This is a genomic window from Nocardia noduli, assembly GCF_019038455.1.
In the GTDB taxonomy this organism is placed as follows: Bacteria; Actinomycetota; Actinomycetes; order Mycobacteriales; family Mycobacteriaceae; genus Nocardia; species Nocardia noduli.
In genome coordinates this window covers 1-15,521 of record NZ_JAFMPL010000025.1, presented here as the reverse complement: position 1 = coordinate 15,521, position 15,521 = coordinate 1, and the positions used below count along the sequence as shown (strand labels likewise).

Annotated in this window: 15 protein-coding genes; 5 read left to right on the top strand and 10 right to left on the bottom strand. The window is 69.3% G+C overall.

What is annotated here, in order from left to right; translation table 11 throughout:
* The first annotated feature begins 88 nt into the window (after positions 1–88).
* The 4 genes from JZ792_RS16455 to JZ792_RS16440 are packed head-to-tail and all read left to right on the top strand — an operon-like array spanning position 89 to position 3,505.
* A complete protein-coding gene (locus tag JZ792_RS16455; RefSeq protein WP_216911342.1) occupies positions 89–997 on the top strand; it encodes an ABC transporter ATP-binding protein in 909 nt (302 codons plus the stop codon).
* Positions 997–1,737 (top strand): ABC transporter permease subunit, encoded by a 741-nt coding sequence (locus JZ792_RS16450; protein ID WP_216911341.1) that lies wholly within the window; start codon positions 997–999, stop codon positions 1,735–1,737. The genes JZ792_RS16455 and JZ792_RS16450 overlap by 1 nt, the downstream gene beginning before the upstream one ends.
* The gene (locus JZ792_RS16445; protein ID WP_216911340.1) at positions 1,734–2,849 is read left to right on the top strand and encodes a sensor histidine kinase; all 1,116 of its coding nucleotides are present in this window, start codon (positions 1,734–1,736) and stop codon (positions 2,847–2,849) included. The genes JZ792_RS16450 and JZ792_RS16445 overlap by 4 nt, the downstream gene beginning before the upstream one ends.
* Positions 2,846–3,505 (top strand): response regulator, encoded by a 660-nt coding sequence (locus JZ792_RS16440; RefSeq protein WP_216911339.1) that lies wholly within the window; start codon positions 2,846–2,848, stop codon positions 3,503–3,505. The genes JZ792_RS16445 and JZ792_RS16440 overlap by 4 nt, the downstream gene beginning before the upstream one ends.
* A gap of 1,114 nt (positions 3,506–4,619) precedes the next feature.
* On the opposite strand, the gene JZ792_RS16435 is transcribed toward JZ792_RS16440, so the two are convergent.
* From JZ792_RS16435 to JZ792_RS16405, 7 genes are all read right to left on the bottom strand, one after another.
* Positions 4,620–4,919 carry a hypothetical protein gene (locus JZ792_RS16435; protein ID WP_216911338.1) on the bottom strand — a complete coding sequence of 100 codons (300 nt, stop codon included), beginning with the start codon at positions 4,917–4,919 and terminating at the stop codon, positions 4,620–4,622.
* Positions 4,916–5,770: an ABC transporter permease gene (locus tag JZ792_RS16430; RefSeq protein WP_308165326.1), complete on the bottom strand. Its 855-nt coding sequence runs from the start codon at positions 5,768–5,770 to the stop codon at positions 4,916–4,918. The genes JZ792_RS16435 and JZ792_RS16430 overlap by 4 nt, the downstream gene beginning before the upstream one ends.
* Before the next feature lie 22 nt (positions 5,771–5,792).
* Positions 5,793–6,014 (bottom strand): hypothetical protein, encoded by a 222-nt coding sequence (locus JZ792_RS16425; protein ID WP_216911337.1) that lies wholly within the window; start codon positions 6,012–6,014, stop codon positions 5,793–5,795.
* Between the two features lie 111 nt (positions 6,015–6,125).
* Positions 6,126–6,953 carry an SDR family NAD(P)-dependent oxidoreductase gene (locus JZ792_RS16420; protein ID WP_216911336.1) on the bottom strand — a complete coding sequence of 276 codons (828 nt, stop codon included), beginning with the start codon at positions 6,951–6,953 and terminating at the stop codon, positions 6,126–6,128.
* A 62-nt stretch (positions 6,954–7,015) separates the two neighbouring features.
* Positions 7,016–7,444, bottom strand: a complete 429-nt coding sequence (locus tag JZ792_RS16415) for a hypothetical protein (protein WP_216911335.1) — start codon at positions 7,442–7,444, stop codon at positions 7,016–7,018.
* A 331-nt stretch (positions 7,445–7,775) separates the two neighbouring features.
* Positions 7,776–10,520 (bottom strand): helix-turn-helix transcriptional regulator, encoded by a 2,745-nt coding sequence (locus tag JZ792_RS16410; protein WP_216911334.1) that lies wholly within the window; start codon positions 10,518–10,520, stop codon positions 7,776–7,778.
* Positions 10,521–10,618: 98 nt separating this feature from the next.
* Positions 10,619–12,244, bottom strand: coding sequence for an ABC-F family ATP-binding cassette domain-containing protein (locus JZ792_RS16405; RefSeq protein ID WP_216911333.1), 1,626 nt, complete (start codon positions 12,242–12,244; stop codon positions 10,619–10,621).
* A 582-nt stretch (positions 12,245–12,826) separates the two neighbouring features.
* Between JZ792_RS16405 and JZ792_RS16400 the strand changes: the two genes are divergently transcribed.
* Positions 12,827–13,573, top strand: coding sequence for an SDR family oxidoreductase (locus tag JZ792_RS16400; protein WP_216911332.1), 747 nt, complete (start codon positions 12,827–12,829; stop codon positions 13,571–13,573).
* Between the two features lie 30 nt (positions 13,574–13,603).
* Here JZ792_RS16400 and JZ792_RS16395 read toward each other — a convergent pair whose 3' ends face one another.
* From JZ792_RS16395 to JZ792_RS16385, 3 genes are all read right to left on the bottom strand, one after another.
* On the bottom strand, positions 13,604–14,317 hold the full coding sequence (locus JZ792_RS16395) for an inositol monophosphatase family protein (RefSeq protein ID WP_216911331.1): 714 nt from the start codon (positions 14,315–14,317) through the stop codon (positions 13,604–13,606).
* Positions 14,318–14,435: 118 nt separating this feature from the next.
* Complete coding sequence (locus JZ792_RS16390) at positions 14,436–15,014, bottom strand: class I SAM-dependent methyltransferase (RefSeq protein ID WP_216911330.1); 579 nt, start codon at positions 15,012–15,014, stop codon at positions 14,436–14,438.
* Positions 15,011–15,521: PIG-L deacetylase family protein (locus tag JZ792_RS16385; RefSeq protein ID WP_216911329.1), on the bottom strand; the 511-nt coding region annotated here is incomplete at its 5' end. The genes JZ792_RS16385 and JZ792_RS16390, both read right to left, overlap by 4 nt.

Sequence of the window (15,521 nt, the reverse complement as noted above, 5' to 3'; positions counted from 1 at the left end):
CCGGGCGCGTGTGATACCTGAGAGGGACATCAGGAAACCACTCCCGCGCGGGATGTGCTCGCGTTCCCGGTTTTCTAGCGTTGACCGGGTGATCGAGGCAACGAATCTCACGAAAGTCTTCGGCGGCACACCGGCGGTGTCCGGTGTGACGTTCCGGGTCGGCCCGGGCACGGTGACCGGATTTCTCGGTCCGAACGGGTCCGGCAAATCGACGACCATGCGAATGATGCTGGACCTCGACCGTCCGAGTGCGGGCGCGGTACGCGTCGGCGGGCGGCACTATCGCGAATTGCGTCACCCGCTGCGCACCGTCGGCGCGCTGCTCGACGCGGGCGCGGTGCACGGCGGGCGCACCGCGCGGGCGCACCTGGTGATGCTCGCGCACAGCAACGCGATCCGTGCCCGGCGTGTCGACGAAGTGCTCGAACTCGTGGGATTGACATCGGTCGCACGGCGTCGGGTCGGCGGGTTCTCGCTCGGTATGCGGCAGCGACTCGGTATCGCGGCGGCGCTGCTGGGGGATCCGGAGATACTGATCCTGGACGAGCCGATGAACGGGCTCGACACCGAAGGCATCCGATGGCTGCGCACGCTGCTACACGAGATGGCGGCGCAGGGCCGCACGGTATTGGTCGCCGGTCACGTCATGAGTGAAATGCAATCGAGCGCCGATCGTCTACTGGTCATCGGGGCGGGCAGAATACTGGCCGACGAACCGATGGCGGATTTCCTCGCCAGGCATTCGCCGCACACCGTCCGCGTTCGCAGTCTCGCGGACGATCGCCTGACGGCGGCGCTGATCGTGGACGGCGCGACTGTCGAACGTGACGGCGACGGACTGCTGGTGCACGGGTTACCGGTGGCGACTATCGGTGCCAGGGCCGTCGAACTCGGCATCGTCGTCACCGAATTGGCAACGGTCCGGGCGACGCTCGAAGACGTCTACACCGAGATGGTCGCACCGCACGGGCAGTACCGACATGGGGAGGTGGCGTGATGTGGTGGGCGCAGATCCGGTCCGAGGTGGCCAAGATGGTCTCGGTCCGTTCGCTGGCCGTGCTGCCGGTGATCGCGTTCTGCGTCGCTCCCGCGGTCGCTGTCCTGGTCGGGCTGACCGAGAGTCTGCCGCCCGACGACACCGTTTTCGGCGGTGCGTCGAGCGGTGCCGTGCTGGGCGTCGCTCTGATCGGCGGGTGGGGCGCGCTGCTGGTGACTACGGAGTATTCGGCGGGAACGATGCGCGCGGTGCTGGCGGCGACCCCGCGTCGTTTCGTCGTGCTCGGCGCGAAAGCGGCGGTGGCGGCGTCGGTCGCGACGATCGTCGGTTGCGCGGCCACCGGTGCGGCGGTGCTGCTCGGGAGGGCGGTGCTCGACTCGACGAGATATCCGACCGGCGCGGTCTTTCCCGCACTGTTCGGTATCGCGTTCTGCTACACCGCGTCGGCCTGCCTCGGTGTGGCGGTCGCCGCGCTCGTGCGCAGCTCGGCCGCTGCGGTGGCGATCATGCTCGCCGTGCCGATCCTGCCGGATCTGATCGGTCCGCTGTTCGGAGAGTCGGGGCGCTGGATTTCGGGTTCCGGCCCGGCGGCCGTGGTCGCCGAATTGGCGAGCGGTTCGGACGCGCCCACCGTCGCGGCCGGGTGGCTCGGCGGGTGGGGTGCCCTCGTGGCGCTGTGCGGATTCGTCGTGATCGGATTCGTGGGCGCGGTCCGGCTGTTCGAGGCCAGGGACGTATGAAACGCCACGTCGTGGCAGCGTCGGCACCCGGTGCGGCACTCGTCGCTGCCACCCTGGCGGCGGCGGTGGGGGTCTTCGCGATCGTGTTGCACACCTTGGACTCCGACACCGCCCTGTCGGACCGGCAAGCGCTCGGCGCCGCGCTGGTACAGGCATTGTCGGTGGTGCTCGCATTGCGGGTGCCGCCCGCCGCGTGGGCGACGTCGACAGCCGCCGTCGTGTCGTCCTCGGTGTGGGTGAGTGGGAGCCTGTGGGTCGACGCGATGTTCAACAGCTACCTGATCGTCCTCGGTGTGGTGTCGCTGCGGGTCGGTGTGCGGGGCGCGGCGGGATGTTGGGCCGCGACGGTCGCCGCAGGCGGGGCGCTGGCGGTCGGAATGCGGCCACCCGACGGAATTTCGGGTGTGCTGGAACTGGGTGTGCTGGCAGGCCTCGTCATGGTCGCCGGGGCCGCGGTGCACGGGCTGACCGCGGCGCGGCGCAGTCTGCGCCACGAACGCGCACATTCGGCGGTGCTGGCCGAACGGGCGAAAATCGCCCGCGAACTCCACGACGTGGTGGCACACCATATGTCGGTGATCGCGATCCAGGCCGAGGCGGCGCGGTTCCGGGATCCGGCGACGACACCGCAGACACTGGTGGCCATTCGCGAAAGCGCGGTCACCGCGTTGGGCGAGATGAGGCGGATACTGGGCGTACTGCGTTCCGAGGACACGGGGGTCCTGCCGCAACCGACCCTGGCGGAGGTGGACCGATTGGCCGACTCCGTGCGCGCTACCGGAACCAGCGTCGACATGGAAGTCAGCGGAAGGTATGAGTCGCTGACCCCCGGTGTCGAACTGTCGGCGTATCGAATCGTGCAGGAGGCGATGAGCAATGCGGTCCGGCACGCTCCCGGCACCGCGATCCGGGTGTGTGTCGTGGTGGCCGATGACGAGGTGCGCATCGAAGTCGACAACGACGGCGTGCCGGTCATCGACTCCGGCGCGGGTCATGGGCTGATCGGTATGCGTGAACGTGTTTCGTTGCACGGCGGCACCATGACCGTCGGCCCGACGCCCAGCGGACAGTTCCGGGTGGCCGCGACGCTGCCGGTCACGGACCCGCGATGACCACGATCCGCGTGCTGATCGCCGACGATCAGCGTTTGGTGCGGGAAGGACTCGCGGTACTGATCGACGCCCAACCGGGAATCGAGGTGGTCGGTCAGGCCGTCGACGGCGCCGCGGCTGTCGATGCCGCCGAAGAACTGCGACCCGACATCGTCCTCATGGACGTGCGCATGCCGGTCCTGGACGGCGTGGCGGCGACCGAGCGGCTGACCGTTTCGGGCAATTCCGCGAAGATCATCATGCTCACCACCTTCGATCTCGACGAATACGTCTATGCGGCGTTGCGGGCCGGTGCCAGTGGATTTCTGCTCAAGGATGCTTCCGCGTCCGCTCTGGCCGAAGCGATCCGCGTCGTGACCCGGGGTGAGGCCATGCTCGCGCCCTCGGTCACCCGCAGGCTTTTGGCCGAGATCGCCCGTCGCCCGCCCGGCCACAGACCGGAGGTCGCGCCGCCTGCGCGACTGACCGCGCGCGAGACCACCGTGCTGACCTTGATCGCACGCGGTCTTTCCAATGCCGAAATCGCCGCGGAACTGGTCATATCCGAGCAGACCGTGAAAACCCACGTCGGGCGCGTCCTGGACAAATTGCGCCTGCGTGATCGCACACAGGCGGCGATCTACGCCTATGAAACCAGACTCGTACAACCGGGCTGACCGCGGCGAATCTTCATGTGGCAACAGATCCCGCGGCCGCGAGCATGTCGACGTCGAGTGGCCGGCAAGTGTTCGAGCGAGAACCGGTCGTGGGCGGATCGATCTCGCGGTGCGCCAACGACATCGATGCCGAATCGTGACGTCCCGGTATCGTTTCGACATTCGATGCACCGTTGTCGTGGTCGATATTCCGGCACGGCACGCGTGGATGCGTCGAATGCAACGATGTGCCGGAAGATGTCGAGACGGCTCTGTGGGCAGGGTGATCCGGGCGTGTGGGCTGAGTTCGCCTAGTACGACCGTATTGTCGCGCCGGGCCCATGCTGCCGGTGCGGGCATCGGTCTCGACGCGGAGCTGCCGACCGCGCGGAACCCGGTTCGGGGGTTGGTGGAATGCGCGAACCCCGCTCGAATATTTCGAGCGGGGTCGTGATAGGCGGGATGAGGTCGCGCGGTGTCGACGTGGCGGCGATCGCACCGTTGCGGGGCTCGCCCGGCGTCTGTGCTGCGGAATTCCCGAGTTCGGCTGGTACACGGACGAATCGCGTGCGCTGCCCTCGGTGCGACCTCAGTGGGCGGCGGTCTCGCGAATACCGACCGTGACGTGGGCGGATTCGTTCGCCGTCGACGGAGTCCGCGGCGCGGACGCGCTTCCGAGGATCGAGACGACACGTGACCAGGTGGGCCTTTGGGCAATGGCACTCGGTACACGAAGGGTGAAGACCATGAAGCCCTCCTTTCCAGAGATCGAGCAATGCTGGAATACCAACACCATTCACCGTAAACACCTGGCAACTGAAATGCCAGCTGTACGACTGTGAATCATGATGCATCATCGTAACTGATACCCGAATCGCGGCGCATTCGCGATATTCGCGTGTTCGGGAGCCCACCCGACCGGTCGACGTGCCGTGGGGGCAATTGGTTTCGCGTCGGGAGCCGGGTGGGTCGCGGCCGACGGATCGGACCGGGCGGCGCGGTTCGACACCGGGTGGGCGACTTAGGCCGGAGCGGTTCGGGCCTCGGTGAAGATCATTACGGTGCCGTCGACGGCAACTTCGGAGTGACACGCGCAATACCTGGTGCATACGTGGCGCTGATATCCGAGCCGGAATCAGCGGTACGGTTCGTCGCGGTAGAGGTCCGTGCGGCGGGTCAAACGCTCGGAGAACGATTGCGCCCATGCTTGTTCCTCGGTCTCGTCGGCCACCCTACGAGCGCGCCGTGCGCGTGCGGGCAGGCGTCGACGCGCAGCGCCCGCGCCGGGCCGTGCCTGTTGGGCCAGGAGGCGGGCGTTCCAACTGATATAGGCCGGTACCGTCATTCCGGCGCAGTCGGCCGCTTGCTCGAGCAGAAGCCAGTCGTGTTCGTCCATGGTCACCGTGACCGCGAGTTCCCTGTTCGCCATACTCATCCCGATCGGCTCGACTGTGTCGCGCCGCGATACCCGGGCACGAGCGCCCCAAACACAGGCGTGGGCGGCGGTTTCCTCGAGGCTGCTCGCGGTCGGACGCCGGGATGCGCCGCAGAGCGGTGTACCTTGACGCGGGCGATCAGCTCGATTGTGACGGCGACAGCGCAGGACTGGGCGAGCAGCAGGCCGACGAGTACCAGGATCTGCACGGCTCCCGCCTGCGTCGCGGAACCGCTCGCGACGAGTACGCCGACGAAAGCGCCCGGTAACGTGACCAATCCGACCGTGCGCATCTGATCGACGCCGGGCAGCAGCGCGTCGGCGGCGGTGGCGCGGACGACCTCCAGTCGTGCGTCGCGTTCGGACAGTCCGAGGCTCAGCGCGGCCTCCACCTCGCCCCAACGCTGTTCGATCGTGTCCAGTGCCTTTCGCGCCGCCAGCGATGTCGCGCTCATGGTGCCGCCGAGCACGATTCCCCCGATCGGGACCAGCGCGACGCCCTCGAGCGGAACCACCCCGCTGAGCAGCATGGCCGGAAGCACGGCCGTGAGTCCGGCGCCCAGTGCGAGGGTCAGCCATATCGCCGACCATCCCGCATCCGCCCTGCGCGCCGAGGTCGCCACCGCGGCGCCGAACATCACCACCAGCACCGCGATCGAGGACCACAGATGCGCCAGTGCCGCCGCCAGGATAAACGCCACCGCGGTGAGTTGGGCGGCCCCGCGCAGCGCGGCGGCGGGGGCCACCGTGACCGATCCCAATCGAGCCACCCGGTACACCACGGCGGTCGCCGCGACCATGACCGCGCACAGGACCACGAGAGCCACCCCGGGCGTCGCCACCGTGTTCACCGCGCGACCGTCCGCGACGCGCTCATGGTTCGAGGAACAGTCGCTCGTACGGCAGGCGTGGGAACGGATGATGGCCGCCGCCGGTCGGCCGAACCAATTCGATTGTGCACCAATGCCTTCGCCACCAGTCGCGGATCAGATGTCGTGCCGCCTCGACGCTGGCCGTGTAGTCGGCGCACATCTCGTCCAGCCAGATACGCAGGTGCACATCACCTTCGGCCGGGAGCCAGTCCTCGGGGAACAATGGTCTACCACCTCCTGCACATCGTGAGGTCACCGACCCACAGAACTCGGCTCCGGCGCGGACCGGGTGCCGCCGCCCCGCGGACGGCGAGATCGAGTTCGGCGCCGATCGCTACCGTTCGGCGGGAAAGTCCGCGGATCGGCTCATGGCCGCCCACCTCTCGGCCTCCGCCGCGCGTTCGACGGACGATTCGCGGGCCATCTCGACGGCCCCGGCGCCGAGGAGAAGTCGTCGTGGGGGATCGTCGGATTCGATCACATCGATGATCACGTTCGCCGCGCGAGCGGGATCGCCCGGCTGCGTGCCGTCGTTGTCGCGCCGGTAGCGGTTGATCTCGCCCACGGTGGACTCGTAGTCGGCTCCCACGGCGGGTAACCGCATCGACGAACCCTGCCAGTCGGTGCGAAAGGCTCCAGGCTCGACGATCAGGACCTGCACGCCGAAGGGCCGTACCTCGTTGGCCAGCACCTCCGAGAAGCCCTCCACGGCGAATTTCGCGGACTGGTAGGCGCCCATGCCCGGTGTGCCGCCGACACGTCCGCCGACGGAGGAGAACTGCACGAACCACCCCGAGCGCTGTCGTCGCAGCACGGGCAGTGCGGCGCGGGTGAGGTTGACCACGCCGAAGAAATTCGTTTCGATCTGATTCCGGAAGTCGGTGTCGTCCATCTCCTCGATGGGCGCGCTGTTCGCGTACCCAGCGTTGTTGACCACCACGTCGAGGGCGCCGAATTCGGCAAGGGTGAAGTCGACGGCGGCACGTGCCGCGTTCGCGTCGGTGACATCGAGTTCGAACGTGCGAACGTTGTCGCCGACGAAGGTCAGTTCTTCCGGTCGCCGCGCGGTCGCGACGAGGTTGTCACCGCGCGTGAGGACGGCTCGGGCGAGCTCACGGCCGAACCCTCGTGAGGTTCCGGTGACGAGCCACGTTTTCGCCACAGCTTTCTCCGTTTCGTCGGGCCACCAACCGGTGGTGGCTTGTCCGGGGTTCCGACCGGGTGTCAGGCCGCGCGCAGCGGACCCGCGAAGGATTTGCGCAGGGCGGACGGACCGACCAGGGGCAGCAGCGCCGCCAGCACCTTGCCTTTGACGGCGCGTGGCGTGCGCGTCAGTTCGACGTCGACGCGGGTGCCCGCCGATTCGCGGCGTGCCAGGAAGACCCAGCCGCCGCCCGCGCCGAAGAGTTTGGAATCCAGGGTCGCGATGGTGACGATGCCCCGGGCCGGATCCCATTCGTAGCGGGCGCGTTCCCAGGCCGCCGCGGTGCCCTCGGTGACCTCGGCCCAGCTCTCGCCACGGTCGTGGACGACGAAATGGTCGGCGTCGATCGTCGGCCACGTGTCGGCGCGGGTGGGTCCGAAGTCGGTGAGCACCTGGACGACCTCGGCCGGGGACAGGGTCGACACGAGGTGGAAACGGACGGTGGTCATGGCGTGCTCCTCGAAAATGGTGGTCGCGGCCGTGTCGTCGGACCGGGTTGATGTCGTCTGCGGTTCCGGGCGGTGGGTCCGGATGCCTGTCGAGCATCGCTCTTTCGGACACCCCGGCGAATCCGTCGGATGACGCCGCGATGACGTATCTTCGCCGCCTGTCGCGGCCGATCGGATGAACGGCTCGGTCATGTCCGGCGTGTCGAGGTCGAGTGCCGGATCGGGCATCGTGCCGGATCAGCCCGCCGAAGATGTGCCGGACAGGGGTCGAACCGGCCGACGACACCGGTGGGCGCGCGGTGGCGTCGGATGACGTAGTCACCCGCGGACGTCACCGTCCGTCATCGCCCACGAGTGGTCGTTGCGGCGTACCCGGCGGGTCGGGGAGGAGTGCGGCCAGATCGGTCCGTGAGCTGACTCCGAGTTTGGGGAAGATCCGGTGCAGGTGGGTGCTGACGGTGCGGTGCGACAGGAACAGTCGCTGTCCGATCTCCCGGTTCGTCAGGCCCTGGGCCGCCAGTCGCGCGATGCTGAATTCGTGCGGGGTCAGCCGTTCGCCCGCGTCGGGGCTTCGGTCCGGACTGGACTCGCCCGCGCCGCGCAATTCGAGCCGGGCTCGTTCGCTCCAGGCGGCGAAGCCGAGTGCGTCGAAAGTCTGCCTGGCGGCGCGCAGGCGGGCGCGGGATTCGACCACCCTGCGTTGCCTGCGCAGCCATTCGCCGTAGGCCAGCTGTAGCCGGGCGCGTTCGGCGGGCCAGCCGGTGAGATCGGCGGCCAGTGCCGCGGTGAACAAGCCCTCGGCGTCCTCGGTGGCGAGCAGGGCGCGCGCGTAGCGGAATCCGATGTGCAACGCGGGTGACGGCGTCGTCCTCGTGGTCGGTTCCAGCTCGGCCAACAGCTCCCGCACGGCGTCGGACTGCCCGCCGCGCACCGCGGCCTCGGTCAGTTCGGCGAGGAAGTACGAGCGCAGCGCGGGTGTGTAGGCGGGATCGGCCGGGTCGTGTATCCGGCGCAATTCGGCGAAGGCGTCGTCGAACCGGCCCTCACCCAGCGCCGCCAGTCCGCGCGCCAGAGCGGCGGTGGCCAGCACCGGCCGCGCGCCCGCCGCGAGTCCGATGCGTTCGGCGTCCGCGGCGAGGGTCGCCGACCGCGCGTAGTCGCCGTGCAGCGCGGCGATCTCGGCGCGCACCGCGACGGCGAGCCCGTGCATGAACGGTTGGCCGGTCTCCTGGGCGAGTGCTTCGGCCTCCGCCGCGACGGGCGCCGCGGCGGCGAGATCGCCGAGGCGCGCCGAACTCCACGCCAGCACGGTGAGCGCACGCGGCAGCGCCCCGAGTCGGCCCCCGGCGCGCAGTCCGGGTGCGGCCGCGGCCGCGAAACGGGCGGCGAGGTCGAACGCGCCGACCTGCAACGCCGCGCTACCGAGGAACCGGTCGACCTCCGGATCGCGTCCGGTATCGGCGGCCAACACGCGCAGATGTCCCAGCACGCGAGCTCCGCGCTCGACGGGCGCGACGTAGGCGGCGACCGCGACCAGTCGCGGATCATCGTCGGGCACGGGAAGGCCGTCGGCGACGGCGAGCAATCTCCGTCGGATATCGGCGCCGGGCTCGGACCAGAAACAGCGCATCGCGGCACCCCAGAGGATGCGCATCGCCGCGTCGGTGTAGCCGTCGGCGGCGACCGAACTCGCCAATGTGGCCAATTCGCCGATGCGGGAGAGATCTTCGCGCAGTCCGTCCTCGAATCCGCTGAGCAGCCAGTGCGCGGTGGCGTGCTGCCTCGGCGTCGGCGACAGTGTGCCCGTGGTGCGCACCAACTGTTCGGCGGTGTCGCGACGCCCGGCCTGCACTGCCGCCTCCGCCGCTTCGAGTAGGCGATCCACGCGTCGGCCCGCGTCGGCGCTCAGCTCGGCCGCCCGTTGCCGGGCCGCGACCGCGGCACCGGGATGTCTGGCTCGTTCGGCGACGCCGTCCAGTTCGACCGCCACCTGTTCGTCGGGACCGGACACACTCGCGGCCCGATGCCAGATGCGACGGTCCGGCGTGTGACCGAGGATCTCGGCGAGCGCCGAGTGCACCCGCCCGCGCTGCTCGTCGGTGGCCGAGGAGATGATCGCCGACCGCATCAGCGGATGCCGGAAGGTCACGGTGCCCGCGTCGGCGGTGACCATCCCGGCGTCGATCGCGGGGCCGAGGGTTTCGCCTTCGCTCGGCGCGGACCCGACGACGGCGGCGGTCGCGGCCAGCGTCTCGGCGATCGAATCGCTGTCGTTCAGCGCGGCGACGAGCAGTGCCGAACGGGTCGACTCGGGGAGTGCGAGACCTCGGGCGGCGAATGCGCGGCGCAACCGTTCGGTGAGTGGCATCGCTGTCGGAAGTTCATCGAGATCGGCGGCGGCAGAGGCCAGTTCGGTCAGCGCGAGTGGATTTCCGGCCGCCTCGGCCAGCAGCCGGTCACGGACCGGCGCCGTAAGTCCCGGCGCGGTGACGTTCAGCAGGGCCCTCGCGTGTTCGTCGGACAGACCTTCCAGACGCACCGGGGTCAATCCGGTGTCGTCGAGGGCCGAGGAACCGCCGGCGCGCAGCGTGGCGATCACGACGACGGGCTCGGTATCGATGCGCCGCGACAGGAAGGCGATCACCTCGACGGTGGCCGCGTCGAGCCACTGCACGTCCTCGGCGACGACGAGCAGCGGACGCTCGGCGCCCGCGTCGACCAGCAGTGTCAGCGTCGCGAGCGCGACCAGGTAGACGCTCGGCTCGTCCGCGGTGTCCGCGAGGCCGAAAGCGGCTGCCAGTGCGTCGTATTGGCGTTTCGGCAGGGTGTCGAACGCGCCCCGCAGCGGGTGCAGCAGTCGATGCAATCCGGCGTAGCCGAAATACTGCTCGGCTTCGGTTCCCGCGGTGCGCAGCACCCGTACACCCGCGACGGCCGCGGCCGCGACCGTCTCCTCCGCCAGCGCGGATTTGCCGATTCCCGCTTCGCCCACGATCAGGGCGCCACCGCGGTCGTGCGGACCGTAGAGGAGTGCGGCCAGGTCTTTCAGCTCGGTGTCACGCCCGAACAGCGACATGATGCGGCACTCCTCCTCCGGGTCCACGGGGGACGGCTGGTCCCCGTGGTGGACCCTACTCGCGAGCCGGTCACGGCCGATCGAGCCGTGGCGGGGGATTACGCCGGTCGGTCGCCGAACGCCTCGTCCGGGGTGAGTCGGCGCAGACCGCCGTCCGCGCCGATCTCGACGACGATGTCGGTCCCGATGTCGGCGAGGAACGCCTCGTCGTGACCGACGACCAGGATCGCGCCCCGATAGTCGGCCAGCGCCGCCACCAACTGCTCGACACTGGCGATGTCGAGGTTGTTGGTCGGCTCGTCGAGTATCAGCAGCTGGGCGGGTGGATCGGCGAGCAGCAGCCGCGCCAGCGAGACCCGGAAACGTTCACCGCCCGACAATGTCGACACCGGCCGGTCGACGCTGTCGCCGCGCAGCAGCAGCCGGGCCAGTTGATTGCGGATGGTCGCGGGCGGGGTTGCCGTCGCCACGGCGTGCACGTTCTCCACGGCGCTGTCGTGTTCGACGAGTCCGTCCAGTCGCTGTGGCAGGTAGCCGACCCGGTCGGTGAACAGGGTGCCGCTCGGACGTCCCGTCGTCGGGGTCCGCATGCCGAGCAGAGTCTCGATCAGGGTCGTCTTCCCGGCGCCGTTGGGGCCCACGAGCGCGACCCGTTCCGGCCCCTGGACCACGATGGTGCTCGACCCGTCCCGGAGTTCGGCGATGCGCCTGCCCGCGGGCACGTCGGGATCGGGCAGTTCGAGATGGATGTGTTCCTCGCGGCGCACCCGTGCGGCTGCCGCGTCGAGCGCCTGTTCGGCGGTGCGCACCTTCGCGTCGTGGTCGCCGCGCAGTGTCGCCGCCGAATTCTGTGCCTTACTCGCGCGGTTGCCCGCCAGAATGCGCGGGATGCCGCCGTGTCGCTGTGTCGCCTTGGCGGAGCGTTCCCGGCGGGCGAGTTTGGTCTCGGCCTCGATCCGTTGGCGTTTCTCGACTTTGAGCGTCTGCGCGGCGGAGCGGGCGGCCTGCTCGGCCGCGGCCGTTCGCTGTTCGACGTGGTGCTTCCACGCGCTGTAGGGCCCGCCGAAGATCTCCAGTCGTCCGACGTGCAGCTCCGCGGTGTGGTCCATCCGTTCCAGCAGTTCGCGATCGTGGCTGACCACGACCAAGGCTCCCGGCCAGGAATCGACGAAGGTCGCCAATCGGGCGCGTCCCGCGCGATCGAGATTGTTCGTCGGCTCATCGAGCAGGGTGACGGCGGCGCGTCGCAGGCGCAGTCCGGTGATCGCGACGAGGACGGCCTCGCCGCCCGAGATCTCACCCACCCGGCGATCGAGATCGGCGGCGCCGAAACCGATCTCGTGCAAGGCTGATTCGGCGCGGGCCTCGAGGTCCCAGTCGTCGCCGATCGCCTCGAAATGGTGTTCGCCCGCGTCGCCGGATTCGATCGCGTGGAGGGCGGCGAGCGCGTCGGCGATGCCGAGCAGGTCCGCGATCGTGTCGTCGACGCCGAGCGTCAATGTCTGCGGCAGGTATCCGACGGATCCCGCGACGTCGATACGCCCGGAGGTGGGCGTGAGAATCCCCGCGATCAGGCGCAGCAGCGTCGATTTGCCCGCGCCGTTGCGTCCGACCACACCGGTACGCCCGTTCGGGAGGAAGCCGTCGATCCGGTGCAGGGCGGTGGTGCCGTCCGGCCATTCGAACGACACGTTCTGTAGGGAAATGCCAGATGAGGTCGGCATGCCGTTTGTCTCCTTGTGCCCGCGTGCGGGCAGTCGAGTTCTCGCCCGGGTGGCGCACTGCGCGCGTGCGGAAGCGGCACCGGACGATGTTCGGGAAGGTGATGCGCGCGGTCTCGCCCGGGTGATGTTCCGATGGCGGAATCACAAGTGCGACAGGCGAATACCGTGCGAAGGATCGGGAACCCGGGCGACGGGGACAGGGCGCGATGGTGGATTTCCCGTGGCTGATCGGCGCCGGGATCGGGCCTATCGCCAGGTGAGCATCGGTGCAGATCCGGGACCGAGTCGGCGGTCGCGCCTCCGGAAGAGGGCACGCGCCTGCACACGTTCACCACCACGGTGAACGCACAACCCGGGTCCGCCGCCTCGAGTGGCGGCTAGAGTCTGTCGACCTCGATGAGCACGAGCGAACTCTAACATCGCCGCTCCGATGGCCGACGGGGTCGTCGGCGCTGCGCGGGAGCCGCCTCGGAGTTCTCCGACGGTGGACCGACGCCGACGCGACGCGCAGAATGGTCACCGGGCATCGGACCGATCGACCGGCCGCAATCGCGTGTTCGACCGACAGAGACGAGGCGCTTGATGACCGATGATCAGCACGTCGACCGGGTCGCCGTGGTCACCGGCGGATCGCGGGGCATTGGCAGGCAGACCGTCGAACGGCTGGCCAGGGACGGGTACCGCGTCGTGGTGAACTACGCCGGGAGCAAGTCCGGCGCCGAGGACGCGGTCGCCGCCGTGGCGGCCGAGAGCGGTACCGCGATCGCCGTGCGGGCAGACGTCGCGGACGAGGTCGCCGTCGCCGCCGTCTTCGACCGTGCCGAGGAAACCTTCGGCGGCGTCGACGTCGTCGTGCACGCCGCGGGCCGCATGGTGCTCGGCCCACTGGTCGACCTCGACCTGGCCGCACTCGACGACCTGCATCGCACCAATATCCGCGGCACCTTCGTCGTCGATCAGCAGGCCGCCCGCCGGGTGCGCCCGGGCGGGGCGATCATCAACTTCTCGACCTCGGTCGTGGGCACCTCGTTCCCGGAATACAGCGCCTACGCCGCCAGCAAGGGCGCGGTGGAGGCGATCACCATGATCCTGGCCCGCGAATTGCGCGGCCGCGACGTGACGGTCAACGCCGTCGCGCCCGGCCCCACCGCCACGGAACTGTTCCTGGACGGGAAGGACGAGCAGACCGTGGCACGACTTGCCGCCGCTGTCCCGCTCGAACGGCTCGGCACCCCGGCCGATATCGCCGAAGTCGTCGCGTTCCTGGCCGGTCCGGCCGGGCACTGGGTCAACGGCCAGAATATTCGGATCAACGGCGGCCTGGTCTGAGCGGACATCGCGCGGGCTTGGCGCCGTGGATCAGTGGCCTCGCACGTGCGCCAGGACGTCGTCGGCCAGCTCGGGTCGGCAGATGAGCAGGTCCGGCAGGTAGGGGTCGGGGCGGTTGTAGCGCAGCGGCGACCCGTCCAGACGCGAGACGTGCAGTCCCGCGGCCGCCGCGACCGCGACCGGTGCGCAGGAATCCCATTCGTACTGGCCACCGGAATGGGCGTACACGTCGGCGTCACCGCGCACGACGGCCATGGCCTTGGCCCCCGCCGACCCCATCGGCACCGTGGTCGCGCCCAGCGCGTCGACCAGGTGTTTCACCTGCTCGGACTGCCTGCTCCGCGAGACCGCGACCCGGATCGGTCCCGGCCCGGCCACCGGAAGCGCGGGAGCCGAGCCGGTATGCAACACCAGCCCGACCGCGGGCAGCGCGACCGCGCCCACGACCGCCACTCCGTCGACCGCGAGGGCGACGTGCACGGCCCAGTCCTGCCTCGGCGGCTCGCCGTATTCGCGGGTCCCGTCGAGCGGATCGACGATCCACACCCGCGATCGGGTGAGGCGAATCGGATCGTCGGGCGCCTCCTCCGACAGCACCGCGTCGTCGGGCCGCTCCCGAGCCAGCCGTTCCAGCAGCAACGCGTTGGCGCGCCGGTCGCCGACCTCGCCACCTTCCGCGCGAATATCGCACAGTAATTCCCCGGCCTCAGCCGCGAGCGCTGCTGCCAGATCATGATCGTCCACGCGGTTCCTACCGTTCGCTATCGGGATCGAGAACTCCCCACCTGCCGCAAATGGTTCTATCACCCTGTCTGGTCGGCTGTTCGGTGATATGCCCACCGTGGGTGTTCACGTGGCGGATTCACGGGACCGTGGTGACCACTTCGATGCGCACATCGTCATCGACATATCGCGCCACGGATCGGTGCGGCAAGGCGGCGAGCGCGATCCCGGTCGCCTCGTCGCCGTCGAGATGGTGGTCCTTCTCGGTGTGACGCCAGTGGGAGAGGACGACGGTGGTGTGCGGTCGGAGGTGTGCGGCCATGTCTTCGATCGCGAGGGTGAGCGCGTCGGTGGGGAGGTAGTAGGCGACTTCGCTGAGGAGGACGAGGTCGAAGATCCTCTCCCAGTGCCACATTCGGCCCAGGCCCCAGTTTCGGACGTCGACGTTGGGTTGTTGGCGACAGCGGGCGCGGGTCAATTCCACGGCGCGCGGTGCGATGTCGGTCGCTGTCACATGGTCGCATCGTCGGGCGAGTTCGGTGGTGATGTGTCCGTTGGCGCAGCCGGGTTCGAGCGCGGCCCGATAGTGGGGGTGCGGCAGCATCGCCAGTAGGAGGGTGCGTTTGCGGATCTCGTACCAGTCGGTGTCGAAATTCCAGGGGTCGGGATCTGCCCGGTATTTGGCGTCGAAGAATTCCGGATCGCTGCGGGGACTCATAGCAGTACGACCTCGTCCAGGCCGAGGAGGCGTTCGAGAACATGGGGTGGGAGGACGGCGCGGTCGGCCGGAGCGGGTGACAGCGGCTCGGTCTGGGTCCGGAAGTGTTCGGCGGCTTCGCGTTTGCGCGCGGCGGTGGTCGACGGTAGTTCCAGTCGTCGTGCGCGCGGCCAGTCGATGGCGGGGTCGGCGGGAAATGACCAGTGCCACATCCAGATCGGATATTCGATGACGCGGGCGCCACGCCGGCGTGCGGCCGTGATGGCCGCGCGTGCGGTCGCTTCGTGGTCGGGATGTCCGTCGTCGCGCAGCGGTGCGGCCACGGTCGCGCCGACCGTGATCCGCTCGCTCAGCAGGGCGACGAGCCGGTCCTCGTTGTCGCCGACCCGCCCGTCCGGTAGCCCCAGGTGGGTGATGTCGTCGATGCCGAGCACCCGGGCGGCCCGCTCGGACTCTTGTCGGCGCACCGCGGCCAGATCGGCCGGTGTGCGGGTGGGGGAGCCGGTG

What these genes read in the sequence shown, in the direction of transcription:
- JZ792_RS16410 (WP_216911334.1), bottom strand. Translation starts at nt 10,520, where the DNA reads ATGTCGCTGTTCGGGCGTGACACCGAGCTGAAAGACCTGGCCGCACTC.
- JZ792_RS16450 (WP_216911341.1), top strand. Translation starts at nt 997, where the DNA reads ATGTGGTGGGCGCAGATCCGGTCCGAGGTGGCCAAGATGGTCTCGGTC.
- JZ792_RS16415 (WP_216911335.1), bottom strand. Translation starts at nt 7,444, where the DNA reads ATGACCACCGTCCGTTTCCACCTCGTGTCGACCCTGTCCCCGGCCGAG.
- JZ792_RS16440 (WP_216911339.1), top strand. Translation starts at nt 2,846, where the DNA reads ATGACCACGATCCGCGTGCTGATCGCCGACGATCAGCGTTTGGTGCGG.
- JZ792_RS16405 (WP_216911333.1), bottom strand. Translation starts at nt 12,244, where the DNA reads ATGCCGACCTCATCTGGCATTTCCCTACAGAACGTGTCGTTCGAATGG.
- JZ792_RS16390 (WP_216911330.1), bottom strand. Translation starts at nt 15,014, where the DNA reads ATGAGTCCCCGCAGCGATCCGGAATTCTTCGACGCCAAATACCGGGCA.
- JZ792_RS16400 (WP_216911332.1), top strand. Translation starts at nt 12,827, where the DNA reads ATGACCGATGATCAGCACGTCGACCGGGTCGCCGTGGTCACCGGCGGA.
- JZ792_RS16435 (WP_216911338.1), bottom strand. Translation starts at nt 4,919, where the DNA reads ATGAGTATGGCGAACAGGGAACTCGCGGTCACGGTGACCATGGACGAA.
- JZ792_RS16445 (WP_216911340.1), top strand. Translation starts at nt 1,734, where the DNA reads ATGAAACGCCACGTCGTGGCAGCGTCGGCACCCGGTGCGGCACTCGTC.